This is a genomic window from Microbacterium sp. DWRC1-3, from assembly GCF_049896645.1.
GTDB lineage: Bacteria > Actinomycetota > Actinomycetes > Actinomycetales > Microbacteriaceae > Microbacterium > Microbacterium maritypicum.
The window spans coordinates 80753-93441 of sequence record NZ_JAFCUS010000002.1 but is presented as its reverse complement, the minus strand read 5'-3'; the positions used below and the strand labels follow the sequence as shown (position 1 = coordinate 93441).

The window sequence follows — 12689 nt, the reverse complement described above, 5'->3', positions numbered from 1 at the left end:
TGAGGCCATGAGCACCCACATCGCCGCAGAACCCGGTCAGATCGCCCCCATCGTCCTGTTCCCCGGCGACCCGCTGCGGGCGAAGTGGATCGCCGAGACCTTCCTCGACGATGCCGAGCTGTACTCCCAGACGCGGGGCATGCTGGGCTTCACCGGTACCTGGGAGGGGCACCGCGTCTCGGTGCAGGGCTCCGGCATGGGGCAGCCGTCGATGGCGATCTACGCGAACGAGCTGTTCGACGCCTATGGGGTGCAGACGATCGTTCGTGTCGGCTCGTGCGGCGCACTGACCGAGAAGGTGAAGATCCGCGACATCATCATCGCGAACGGCGCCAGCACGGACTCCGGCATCAACCGGGTGCGCTTCCATGGCCTCGACTTCGCACCCGTCGCCGACTTCTCGCTGCTGCGCGCCGCGGTCGAGGCGAGTGAGACCGAGCCCCTGGAATCGGCCGTGCACGTGGGTCAGCTGTTCTCGAGCGACCAGTTCTACAGCACGCGCCCCGAGCTCACGGAGCCGTTCGTGCAGCACGGCATCCTGGGCGTCGAGATGGAGGCCGCCGGCCTCTACACGCTCGCGGCGTACTACGGCAGGCGGGCTCTCGCGATCTGCACGGTCAGCGACCACATCGTCACCGGCGAGGAGACCACCGCGCAGGAGCGCGAGCAGACCTTCGGCGACATGATCCGCATCGCCCTGCGCGCCGCGACCGCGTAGCTCGGCGGGCCACCGCCCCCGCACGGAAGCTACGGGGTGTCGCCGACGGCGTGCGGGCGGGGCAGCGCCAGCATGACGCCGGTGTCGGTGAACTCCTGCTGGATCTCATCGTCGTGCCGGTAGGTGACCAGGCTCACACCGACCGCCGCGATCAGGGCGAACACGAAGGCGGGAAGCAGTTCGTAGAGCCCGGTGTCGAGCGCCTTCCAGATGAACACCGTCGCGGCACCGACGAACATGCCTGCCAGCGCACCCCAGTTGGTGAGCTTGCGCCAGTAGAGGCTGAGCAGGATGACGGGCCCGAATGCGGCGCCGAATCCCGCCCACGCGAACGACACGAGTCCGAGGATCGTGTCGTTCGGCGTGATCGCCAGCACCGCCGCGATGATCGCGACGCCGAGGACCCCGAGTCGCCCCATCAGCATGAGGGTCTTCTGCGAGGGCGGCGTGCGCCGGAACACGCCGTACAGGTCTTCGACGAGCGCCGAGGAGCAGACGATCAGCTGGCTGGAGATCGTGCTCATGATCGCGGCGAGCACGGCCGCGAGCACCAGGCCGGCGACGAACGGATGCAGCAGCGTCTGCGACATGAGAAGCACGACGGTCTCGGGGTTGGCGAGGTCGATGCCCGTCTTGGCGATGTAGGCGAGGCCCACGAGACCCGACAGCACAGCGCCCCCGAGGGAGACGACCATCCAGGAGATGCCGATGCGTCGGGCGCTCTTCGCCTCCTGCGGCGAGCGCAGAGCCATGAACCTCACGATGATGTGCGGCTGTCCGAAGTACCCGAGGCCCCAGGCGAGGGAGGAGACGATGGCGAGGACGGTGCCGCCGGTGAGGGCCGTCCCGGAGAGCATCGAGAGGTGGTCCGGCGCGACCTCGTTGATCAGCGCGCCCGTCTCGGCCAATCCACCGATGGCGACGATCGCCGCCACGGGGATCACGATCAGCGCGATCACCATCATGAGTCCCTGCACGACGTCGGTCAGCGACGCTCCGAGGAACCCGCCGAAGAGCGTGTACGCGAGGGTGACACCTGTCACCAGCAGCATGCCGGTGAGATAGTCGCCGTCGAACGAGCTCTCGAAGAAGACGCCGCCGGCCACCATGCCCGAGGAGATGTAGAGGGTGAAGAACACGAGGATGACGACGCCGGACACCACGCGGAGCAGTCGCGTCGTGTCGCGGAGCCGATTCTCGAAGAAGCTCGGCACCGTGATGGAGTTGCGCGACACCTGCGTGTATGCGCGAAGACGGGGCGCGACGAGCAGCCAGTTCAGGTAGGCGCCGATCGTGAGGCCGATCGCGATCCACGCCTCGATGAGACCGGACACGTAGATCGCCCCCGGGAGACCCATCACGAGCCAGCCCGACATGTCGGAGGCGCCGGCACTGAGCGCGGCCACCCACGGCGGGAGGTTCCGACCGCCGAGCATGTAGTCCTCGTGATCGCCGGTTCGCCGGAAGGCGATCCAGCCGATGAGCAGCATCCCCGCGAAGTACAGTGCGAGTGCTGCGAACGTGAAGATCTGGTCGGGCATCGTCGTCCCCCCTGGGCGGTGCGGTCACCGCTCCGTGGTCCGTCGATGATGCCACGGGGAGAGTGGCGCCACCTACGAAAGCCGCGCGAATATACCGGCTCAGAATGCCCCGGGCGCGACCGTCGCGGGCGGATGGGATGATCGAGGGACCATGACTTCCACTCCACGGCTCGATCCCGCCCTCGTTCCGGACGCCGCGGATCCGGATGCCGTCTACCTCGCGTTCGTCGAATGGGCGGAGTCCACCGGCATCAGCCTCTACCCGGCGCAGGACGAGGCGGTCATCGAGATCGTCTCCGGCAACAACCTGATCCTCTCGACCCCCACCGGCACCGGGAAGTCGCTCGTCGCGATCGGCGCGCACTTCAGCGCCCTCGTCGCCGGACGCCGCAGCTACTACACCGCACCGATCAAGGCGCTCGTGAGCGAGAAGTTCTTCGCGCTGGTCGACGTGTTCGGCGCGGAGAACGTCGGCATGGTCACGGGCGACTCCTCCGTGAACGCCGATGCCCCGATCATCTGCTGCACGGCGGAGATCCTCGCGAACCTCTCGCTGCGCCAGGGCACCGATGCCGACGTCGGTCAGGTCGTGATGGACGAGTTCCACTTCTACGCCGACCCCGACCGCGGCTGGGCATGGCAGGTGCCCCTGCTCGAGCTGCCGCAGGCCCAGTTCATCCTGATGTCGGCGACTCTCGGCGACGTGACAGAGCTCGCGACCGACCTCACCCGGCGCACCGGTCGCGAGACGGCGACCGTGACCGGTGTCGAGCGTCCCGTCCCCCTGCACTTCTTCTATGAGACGACGCCGATCCACGAGACCATCGATGACCTGCTGAGCACGGGGCAGGCACCGATCTACGTCGTGCACTTCTCTCAGGCCGCGGCGATGGAGCGGGCCCAGGCGCTCTCCAGCACGAAGGTCGCCACCCGCGAGCAGCGTGACGAGATCGCGGCGCTGATCGCCGAGTTCCGCTTCACGACCGCGTTCGGCAAGACCCTCTCCCGCTTCCTGCGCGCGGGGATCGGCGTGCACCACGCCGGCATGCTGCCGAAGTACCGGCGACTGGTCGAGCAGCTCGCCCAGCGCGGACTGCTGCGTGTGATCTGCGGCACCGACACCCTCGGCGTGGGCATCAACGTGCCGATCCGCACCGTCCTGCTCACCGCGCTCACGAAGTTCGACGGCACCAGGATGCGGCAGCTGAACGCCCGCGAGTTCCATCAGATCGCCGGCCGCGCAGGACGTGCGGGCTACGACACCGCCGGCACGGTGGTCGCACAGGCGCCCGAGCACGAGAGCGAGAACGTCGCGGCCGTGAAGAAGGCCGGCGACGACCCGAAGAAGAAGCGCAAGATCGTCCGCAAGAAGGCGCCGGACGGGTTCGTGTCGTGGGGGGAGCCCTCCTTCCGCAAGCTCATCGACGCCGTGCCGGAGACTCTGACCTCGCACATGCAGATCACGAGCGCGATGATGCTCAACGTGATCGCCCGTGGCGGTGACGTGTTCGCGAATATGCGTGCGCTGGTATACGACAACCATGAGCCGCGGAAGCGCCAACGCGAGCTCGCGATCAGGGCCATCGGCATCTACCGCACGCTCCGCGAATCGGGCATCGTCGAGAAGACCCCGGAGGGAGACGTCCGCCTCACGGTCGATCTGCAGCCGAACTTCGCCCTCAACCAGCCGCTGTCGCCGTTCGCCCTGGCCGCCTTCGAGCTGCTCGACCCCGATCCCTCCGCCGGCACTGGTACCGGTTCGTATGCGCTCGACATGATCTCGATCGTGGAGTCGACGCTCGATGATCCGCGCGCGGTGCTGAGCCAGCAGGAGTTCCAGGCCCGCGGCGAAGCGGTCGCGGCGATGAAGGCCGAGGGCATCGAGTACGACGAGCGCATGGAGCTGCTCGAGCAGATCACCTACCCGAAACCGCTCGACGAGCTGCTGACCGCGGCGTTCGAGACCTTCAGCGCGGCGCAGCCCTGGATCCGCGACTTCAAGCTGCACCCCAAGTCGGTCGTGCGCGACATGTACGAGCGCGCCATGTCGTTCGGGGAATATGTCGCGTACTACAAGATCGCGCGCTCCGAGGGCGTGGTGCTGCGCTACCTCTCCGACGCCTACCGGGCGGCCTCGCAGACCATCCCGGAGGAGTTCAAGGACGAGGATCTGCGCGACCTGATCGAATGGCTCGGCGAGCTCGTGCGACAGGTCGACTCCAGCCTGCTCGACGAGTGGGAGGAGCTGATCGCCGGCGTCGACAACGGGCGCTTCGATCCGCACGCGCCCGACGAGCCGATCGTCCCGCCCGCGCCCAAGCGCCTCACGAGCAACATCCGCGCGTTCCGCATCCTGGTGCGCAACGAGCTGTTCCGCCGCGTGCAGCTCGCCGCGAGGGAAGACGTGGACGCGCTGGCCGAGCTCGATCCGGGCTTCGGTGCCGACGCCTGGTCCGATGCCCTCGACGGGTACTTCGCCGACCACGACGAGATCCTCACCGGGGCCGATGCCCGCAGCTCGAAGCTGCTGATCCTCACCGAGGGCGCCACCTCCTGGAGCGCGCGGCAGATCTTCGACGACCCCGCCGGCGATCACGACTGGGGCATCACCGCGACGATCGACCTCGCCGACTCCGACGACGCAGGTCAGGCCGTCGTCACGGTGACCGGAGTGGACCGGCTGTAGCCGCAGCCTCCTCGCGCTCCACACCTTCTCTCTCCACACCGACCACCCGTCCGAATCTCCCCAGCGTCTCCCGCCGGTGGGAGGCGGCGATGACCGTCCCGTCGAAGTCCTCGAGCACATCGGAGATGATGCGCTCCGATTCGGCATCCAGGCTCGCGGTGATCTCGTCGACGATGAGCACCCTCGGCTCCCGGCACAGCGCACGAGCCAGTGCCAGCCGCGCACGCTGACCACCGGAGAGACGCACCCCGTGCTCGCCGAGGTCGTCGTCGAGGGTGATCCAGCCGTCGGCACCCACCCACGTGAGCGCGCGACGCAGCTCCTCGTCGGTGCGGGCGTCGGCGCCGCGCACGAGGTTGTCGCGCACGGTGCCGTGGAAGAGTCGCGCATCCTGCTCCACCACGGCCACGGTCCGGCGGAGATCGTCGTCACGGATGCGGCCGAGGGGGTACGCGAGACCCGCGGCATCGACGAGCGCGACCGCGCCCGCAGCGGGATCCCACAGCCGCGCCGCGAGCGCGATGACCGTGCTCTTGCCGGCTCCGGACGGCCCCGCGAGTCCGACGTGCTCGCCGGGATCGACGTCGATCGACCAGCCGTGCAGCACCTCCGTGCGGTCGTCGTACGAGAACGACACCTTCTCGAAGCGCACGCCGAGCGGACCGTCGGGCAGCGGCAGCGGACGATCGACCGGCGACACCACCGGTGGGCGGTCGAGCCCCGCACCCACGCGAGCGGCGCTGGCGATCAGCGGATGCAGCTCGGACACGGTGTGCGCGGCATCCGCGACCGCGGCGACTCCGGCCACGGCGAGTGCGATCACGGCGGGCAGCAGCGCGGCCTGTGTGCCCCCGACCGTGCCGTCGAGAGCCAGGGTCGCCGCGATCACGCCGATCACGACAGCGGTGAGGATCAGCTCGCGCATCCCGTCGACGAGGTGGGCGATGGCCTCGCGCCGGCGGCTGATGCGCGCCGACCTCCGCGTTCCCGCGACAGCCTCGCGCACCACCCGATCCTGCAGGCCGTAGGCGAGGATCTCGCGCAGCGCACCGAGCGCGTCGACCAGCCGTTCGGACTGCTCCTCCCGCTCCCGCTGCTCGCGCGCACCGATCCGTCGCGCAGGACCCGCTCCGGCCCCGGCAGTGAGGGCGACCGCCGCCGCTCCACCGAGCATCACGACCCCCGCCATCGGCATCACGAGGAACGCGCACACCAGCGCTCCGGCGAACAGCGTGAGCGCGGCGCCGATCTGAGCGACCGTATGCGCGTAGAAGAACTCCAGCTTCTCGATGTCGGTCATCGCCACGGATGCCGCACGCCCGGAGTGCTCGCGTCGGCGCCCGGGAACGCTGCGCGCGTAGGCGTCGAACAACGCCATCCGCAACCGGGCGAGCACCCGGTAGGCGAGGGCGTGCGAGACGTCCATCTCGCGCCAGGTGAGGAACGTGCGCAGCAGCACGAGGGCGCCAAGCGTGAGCCACCAGCCGACCGGCGGCCACTCCGCGTGCACGACGGCCCCGCCCACACCGAGGGCGGTGAGCACCCCGATGGCCGCGAGGGCGCACAGGCTCGTGGTGGCGATCAGGTAGCTGCCGACGATGCGTCGCCATTCCGGTCTCAGCGGCGGAAGCAACCGGGCGAGGATGCCTGCCGACGAGGTCATGAGGTCTCCTCCACGAGCACTCCGTCGCGGAGCACCCGCACGTCGGCGGCACGGGCCAGGGCCTCGGGACGGTGGCTGATCATGAGCACGATCCTCTCTGCGGCGACGCGTTCGAGCGTCTCGGCCACGGTCAGGGCACTGCGGTCGTCGAGGGCGCTGGTCGGCTCGTCCACGAGCAGCACGGGGCGGTGGGCGAGCAGCGCCCTGGCGAGGGCGAGGCGCTGCCGCTGCCCGCCGGACAGGCTCGTCCCCGCCTCGGCCACCATCGCGTCGAAGCCTCCCGGGATCGCTCGGATCTCATCGAGCACCCCTGCCGCCGCGCACGCGCGTTCCAGCGCCTCCTGCCCGGCGTCGAACAGATCGACGTTCTCCCTGATGGTCCCGGCGAACAGGACCGGCCGCTGCGAGACCACGGCCACGTCGCTCGGGTGCAGCGGACGCCCGTCGAACTCGACCGTGCCCGCCGTGGCCGGCAGGAAGCCGAGCACGAGGTCGAAGAGGGTGGACTTGCCGGCGCCGGACGGGCCGGCGATCGCATGCACCTGGCCGCGCTCGGCGTGGAGCTCGACGCCGCGGAGCACATCGTGATCGGCGCCGGGGTAGCGGTAGGAGAGCCCGGAGATGCGGAGCACGTCGGCGGAGGTCGCCGGTGTCGTCTCGCGCTCCGTCGCAGCTGCGGGCGACCGGCGGAACGCCCCGAGCGCGGAGAGGCCCGGAACGGCCGTGAGCCCGAGGAATCCGGCGTGCCAGTGGCGGGAGAGCTCGCGCACGGGACGGAACGCCTCCGAAGAGAGCAGCAGCAGCGCGTAGACCTCGACGGCCGGCGGCTGCCCGGTCATGACGGAGACGACCGCGAGCCCGGCGGCGATCACCACTCCCGCCTGCACGGCGAAGTCGGTGATGGCGGTCTCCGCGAGCGATGACCGCATCACGCGTTCGGTGGCCGCCCGCAGTGCCTCCGACCTGGTGTGCAGGCGCGACCGCGTGGCCGTCACGTCACCCAGCGCACGCAGCGTCGACATGCCCCGGAGCGCCTCGAGCAGGTCGCCGCTGAGAGTCTCGTAGCTGTCCCAGTGCTCGAATCCGCGCCGGGCGAGCATCCGCTTCCACAGCAGAGGGCCCAGCACCGCGAGCAGGATCCCCGCGGCGACGCACAGCGCGATCAGGGGTGACAGCACTGCGACCAGGCACACCGCGACCACGCTGCCGACGACGAGCTGCATCACGGCAGGGATGTACTTCGACACGTAGGCGTCGGTGCCGTCGATGCCGTCGCCGAGTGCCAGCTGCGTCGAGCCGTCGCGGAGGCGGGCGTCGTGCAGCCGTTCGGGTACGAGGACTGCCGCGACCGCCGCGCCCCGCAGGTCTTCTCTCACCCTTCCGCCCAGGCGGGAGGCGACATCACCCTGCACGAGCGTCAGCAGCATCCGCAGGAGCCCGATCGCGAGTATCGCGCCGATGCCTCCCACGGCCCCCGCTGCGTCGCCGCGCACGAAGGCCGCGAGCGACCAGGCGAGCGCGAGCGCCTGCAGGAGGTGTGTGGCGAACACGAGGAGCAGGAGCAGGATGCTCCCCGTCAGGAGCCAGGGATGCCGTCGCGCCTCGCGCCACAGCTCGGGGACGATCATCATCGTGCACCTCCGGGAGAGTCGAGGAAGGCGAGCGCATGGAGGATCCACCGGTCACCGGTCGCAGAGAAGCCGGAGACGGGGCGGGCGCCCCTGTCTCCGAGGAGCGCGGCCTCGTAGCAGAGGCGAGCCGCGTCGAGATGGGCGCTCCAGAGCGCGGCGCCGACGACCGCGGATGGGGCGGCGACCGGCACCGACCAGGAGTGGACCTCGGTCGCCCCGCGCACCCAGGCCTGCCCGGAAGCTCTCGCGATGCGCTCGATCGCGGGCGCGGGTGTGCCGCCGATCCGGGTACCGAACTCCGCGGTCGCGGGCGAGCGCCGGGCTCCGAGAGCACGACGAGCCGCGGGATCCGGCGCCGGCTCGTGGGGGATCTCGATCGCAGTAAGCGGGATCTCCGGCGCGAGCCCGCGACGGATCCAGGCATCGGCATCCGTCGCGCGAGGCACCCCGAGCAGAGACCGGAGCCGGGTCGAGGGGCCGACCTCCACCGGTCCGGCCTGCACCCCCAGCAGGAAGAGCACGCCGGCGACCGCGTAGGCAGCATCGGCGATCCATAGCGGCCACGCCCGATGCCGGTAGCGACCGAAGGACCGACCGGGCAGCACCGTGAACACCACGCGCGCGATGCCGTCGTCCGCGGCGGGCGATGGCCATCCGTCCGCACGATCGGCGGCGATGTCGCGACGGCGGAAGATGCCCTCCTCGTGATCGACCGCCCAGCGTGCGCCGGCCCCGTCGATCAGATGTGTCTGCACCGGGTAGCACGCCCCGGCCGACGGGACAGGACGCTGACGGATGCGTGTGCTCAGCCCGTCCGCACTCCGATGGAACCGCCCCGGGTGCCAGAGGGCATCCACGAGCTCCCGCGCACCCCGGTGGGGTTCATCCGCCACCGCGCCGGTGCGGTGCCAGGCGTTCGTCCGCGGCCCCGGCGGCAACGGACCCGCGGGCATGCGCGACGTCGGCGCCTCGTCGAGCGGGGCGGGAAGACCCGGGAATGCGCTGATCGATGGGCTCATGGCCGATCTCACATGTGCGGGGCCGGGAGGAGCGTGAAGTCCTCCGGAGCCCCGGTCCACGTCGCGCGCCAGCCGCGATCCTCCGCCGCCTCACGGAACCGCGGCATCCCGAGGTACGAGAACGCCGCCGGAGCGTTGGGCACGAGCCCCGTCACGATCGAGCGCACCACGCGCAGGGCGGTCCGGCGCACATCGGTGGTCGTGAGGTCGCGCGTGAGCACACGGTGTCCACGAGCGCGCAGGCGCTCGTACACCTCGTCCATCGTCACCGGGCTCATCGTGCTCAGCGGATGCACCCCCTGCGCGGGCGCACGGAAGCGACGCGCCTGGTCGTGCACGGTCGGATCGAGCCACACCTGCACGTGCGCTCCGAGGTCGATCACGTTCTCGAACTGCGACCCCGCAGCGGCCGTGTAGTCGGCGTCTGGGCGGAAGTCGAGGGTCAGGCCCTTCGCCATCAACCCCTCGGCGACCGCACGGAACACCCATCCGTCCGCGGTCGTGCAGCCCTGCGTGTAGATCCAGGTGTGCACGGCTTCGAGCACCGCCTTCCGCGCCGCGCGTGCCGGATCGAGCGCGGCCGAGAAGCCGGCGGCGTAGAGCCCGCGCTCCTCGTCGTGCACGAGCGCGCCGATCGCCGGGGCGAACTCCGAGGGCATCGCCACCAGCCACACGCGCAGGCTGCTGCCTCGCAGATCGTCGAGAAGACCGGGGACCGTTGCCGGGTCGATGCCGAACGTCGGCCCGTCGAGGTGCCACCACACTTCGAGCGCATCCCGCTCGATCACCTCGATCACCCCGCGGTCGCGGGCGTCGTCGAAACCCGCCCCGGTGGCGATGCCCGCATAGTTCAGGTGGTGCGTCCGCGGCAGCGAGCGGAAGCGCGACTGCCGCCAGTTCAGGTGCACGAGCGCGTCCGGCATCCACACCGAGCCGCCGTCGAGGTCTTCGCAGCGCGCCCAGAGCGTCGGCGTCGAGGGAAGCAGCCGCTGATAGGGGAAGCCGGGGCGCGTGAGCTGCCAGTCGGCGAAACGCGGGAGATCGTCCTCGTCGATGACGCTCTCCCCTTCGGCGCGCAGCTCCTGCGCGGTGGCGACGCGCAGCTCGTCGCGAGGGAGCACATCGGGCAGCCAGTTGCCGCAGTATCGTTCCACCCCCTCGCCGATCGCGGCGATGCGTGCCTGAGCGGGGTCGCCGAACGACGTACCGAGGGAGACCCGGTCGGCGGGCCACTCGCCCAGCATGCGGGCGTCGGCGACGGATGCCGTCAGCGCCAGGTATCGGTGCGGGGCGCCGACCGGGTGGGGAACCTCCCGCACGGAACGGATGATGCCGGTCTCCGCATCGACCAGCGCCTCGGCCGGGAGCGTCGTGCGGTCGAGGGTGTGGTGCGCGGTCATGCTGTCCTCTCGTATCGCCAGCGACCGGTGTCGGGTTCGAAGGCGGATCGGGTGCGGCGGAGCCCGGGCGGTCCCTGCTCGCGCGAGGTGGATGCCGGCGCGGACACGGGCGCCGATTCCTCCGCTGGCAGCCCGTTCTCGGCGAGCCAGGAATCGAGCACGCGTCCGATGCCGCCTGCGCGGCGCAACCGGGAGCGGACCTCGTCGTCGTCGATGTCTGCGGCGAGCCGGTGCCCCCACGGACCGTCGACCAGGTGGACGGGCCCTCGCCAGGCGGCAGCGAGCCGACCGGCATCCGCGAAGAAGAAGTCGTGATCGCCGCGGATCAGCAGCAGCGGCGCACGAAGCGCGCCGTACGCACGGTCGAGGTCCACGGCCGGAGCGGACCAGAGTCGTCGCCACCCGGACAGTGCCACGCGCGACCAGCCCCACTCCTCGGCAGCCCGGTGCACGCCGACCTCGGTCGCCCGCGCGACGCGTGCCGCGAGCTCCTCATCGGTCAGCGGCGGCTGGGAGCGCGCTCCCCGGCCGTGCTGGTGCCACCACCCGATCCGGTGGTGCAGGTGGGGGTGCCCGTTCTCGTCCCAGGCGGTCTCGGCGAGCCCGAGCGCGGGGACCAGGAGCACCAGCGCGTCGACGTCGGCGGCCCTGGCGGCTTCGAGCGCGGTGTGCGCGGCGTACGAGCCGCCGGACAGCACGAGGGGGAGCCCGGGGTTCTCGGCCCTGACCGCCTCGACCACCACGCGTCCGTCGCTGCGTTCCGCGAGGTAGGGGTGCCATTCGCCGTCGGACGAGTGTCGTCCGCGCACGTCGTGGATCACGCAGCGGTAGCCCCGGCCGGTCCACGCGCGAGCGGTGTCGCCGTGACGCCAGGCCCCGTAGGGCGTGCGGATGATCACCACGCCCCGAGGCTCGGCGGGCTCCCAGGCCCAGCCGCGCAACAGGGCGCCGTCATCCGCGACGACGGTGTGGAGGCGGGCGTCGCGCGGCGGGGTCATCGGAGCACCCGGCGCGGGGCCGCGGGGAAGGGGAGCACCGTGTGCTCGCTGACGGCGCCGGTCGCCGGCACCAGCTTCCAGAGGCTCGTGCGCAGGCGGTCGAGTTCCGCACCGCCCTGCGCCCAGGCGAGGATCACGTGCAACGTTCGGGCGAGGGCGAGCACCCTGGTCGCGCCGTCGACGGGGACGGCGGCAGGCGGACCCGCGTGCTGCCAGGCCTCGCTCGACGCCGGCGCACTGCTGGCCGCCAGCCGCCGTGTGGCCACCTGGCTGGAGGTCGGGTCGCTCGCATCGATCGCGAGCGGATCGATCAGGATGCTCTCGCCCTCCCTGTGGACGCGGAGCCAGGCGATTCCGCGCTGGGGAAGGAGATCGAGGGCGGCCCATCGTCGACGATCGTGCGCACCCTCGGCGTAGGCGATCACGAGGGCGGCGTCGTCCACCGGTTCCGACGCGGTGTCCACGACGGTGACCTGCGCGCCCCAGCCCGCGAGCATGCGCTCCAGCTCGTCTACGAACGGGCCGGTGCCGATGAGGCAGACAGCACGGCGATCCACCGGCCACCGGCGCAGCGCGTCGGCAGCCTCGCGCTCCTGCACCTCACGGGTGACGCGGTCGAGGGTGAGAGCGGCATCGCTCTCGGCGTCGCTTTCGAGGGCGCCGAACAGCTCTGCGGGCGGCGCGTCGACCAGGGCGAATCGTCCGGTGCGCAGGCGGATCCGGGGGCGACCGTCGGCACCGACGACGAGATGGGCGCCGGAGCCGGGGAGCGGCAGGATGCGGGGTTCGGAAGTCATGGATTCTCTCGGTGATGGGCCCGGCCGGGCGCGAACGCCCGGCCGGACGGGAGTGCGCTCGAAAGCGCGACGGAAGGATCCGCGATCAGTCGAAGGGGTTCTCGACCAGTGCGTTCGAGTGCGATGCCGACAGGTGCGCCAGCTGCTCGGACTCTTCGATCTCGGCGAGGATCTGCTTTTCCATTTCGTTCTCCTTCAGTGAGGTGGTCCGTCCCGCGGTGTGCGGGGCGGGTTCA

Annotated in this window: 10 protein-coding genes; 2 read left to right on the top strand and 8 right to left on the bottom strand. The window is 70.8% G+C overall.

Annotated elements, in window-relative coordinates; translation table 11 throughout:
• Nucleotides 1–7 precede the first annotated feature (7 nt).
• A complete protein-coding gene (gene deoD / locus ACP699_RS13120; protein WP_055876340.1) occupies nt 8–718 on the top strand; it encodes a purine-nucleoside phosphorylase in 711 nt (236 codons plus the stop codon).
• Between the two features lie 29 nt (nt 719–747).
• Here the strand turns inward: deoD and putP are convergent, their stop codons facing one another.
• Entirely contained in the window at nt 748–2259 is a 1512-nt protein-coding gene (putP, locus tag ACP699_RS13115; protein WP_055869260.1) for a sodium/proline symporter PutP, read from the bottom strand.
• Nucleotides 2260–2410: 151 nt separating this feature from the next.
• Here putP and ACP699_RS13110 point away from each other — a divergent pair, with 151 nt between their 5' ends.
• On the top strand, nt 2411–4945 hold the full coding sequence (locus ACP699_RS13110) for a DEAD/DEAH box helicase (protein ID WP_426171700.1): 2535 nt from the start codon (nt 2411–2413) through the stop codon (nt 4943–4945).
• Here ACP699_RS13110 and ACP699_RS13105 read toward each other — a convergent pair.
• The 7 genes from ACP699_RS13105 to amiA form a co-directional block, all read right to left on the bottom strand.
• On the bottom strand, nt 4917–6608 hold the full coding sequence (locus ACP699_RS13105; RefSeq protein ID WP_426171698.1) for an ATP-binding cassette domain-containing protein: 1692 nt from the start codon (nt 6606–6608) through the stop codon (nt 4917–4919). The genes ACP699_RS13110 and ACP699_RS13105 overlap by 29 nt on opposite strands.
• Nucleotides 6605–8239 (bottom strand): ATP-binding cassette domain-containing protein, encoded by a 1635-nt coding sequence (locus ACP699_RS13100; protein ID WP_426171696.1) that lies wholly within the window; start codon nt 8237–8239, stop codon nt 6605–6607. The genes ACP699_RS13105 and ACP699_RS13100 overlap by 4 nt, the downstream gene beginning before the upstream one ends.
• On the bottom strand, nt 8236–9258 hold the full coding sequence (locus tag ACP699_RS13095) for a hypothetical protein (RefSeq protein ID WP_426171694.1): 1023 nt from the start codon (nt 9256–9258) through the stop codon (nt 8236–8238). The genes ACP699_RS13100 and ACP699_RS13095 overlap by 4 nt, the downstream gene beginning before the upstream one ends.
• 8 nt (nt 9259–9266) lie before the next feature.
• Nucleotides 9267–10658, bottom strand: coding sequence for a YcaO-like family protein (locus ACP699_RS13090; protein WP_426171692.1), 1392 nt, complete (start codon nt 10656–10658; stop codon nt 9267–9269).
• A complete protein-coding gene (locus tag ACP699_RS13085) occupies nt 10655–11656 on the bottom strand; it encodes a CocE/NonD family hydrolase (RefSeq protein ID WP_426171690.1) in 1002 nt (333 codons plus the stop codon). The genes ACP699_RS13090 and ACP699_RS13085 overlap by 4 nt, the downstream gene beginning before the upstream one ends.
• Nucleotides 11653–12453, bottom strand: coding sequence for a hypothetical protein (locus ACP699_RS13080; RefSeq protein WP_426171688.1), 801 nt, complete (start codon nt 12451–12453; stop codon nt 11653–11655). The genes ACP699_RS13085 and ACP699_RS13080 overlap by 4 nt, the downstream gene beginning before the upstream one ends.
• A gap of 85 nt (nt 12454–12538) precedes the next feature.
• Complete coding sequence (gene amiA / locus ACP699_RS13075; protein ID WP_017831216.1) at nt 12539–12637, bottom strand: streptamidine family RiPP; 99 nt, start codon at nt 12635–12637, stop codon at nt 12539–12541.
• Nucleotides 12638–12689: the final 52 nt, after the last annotated feature.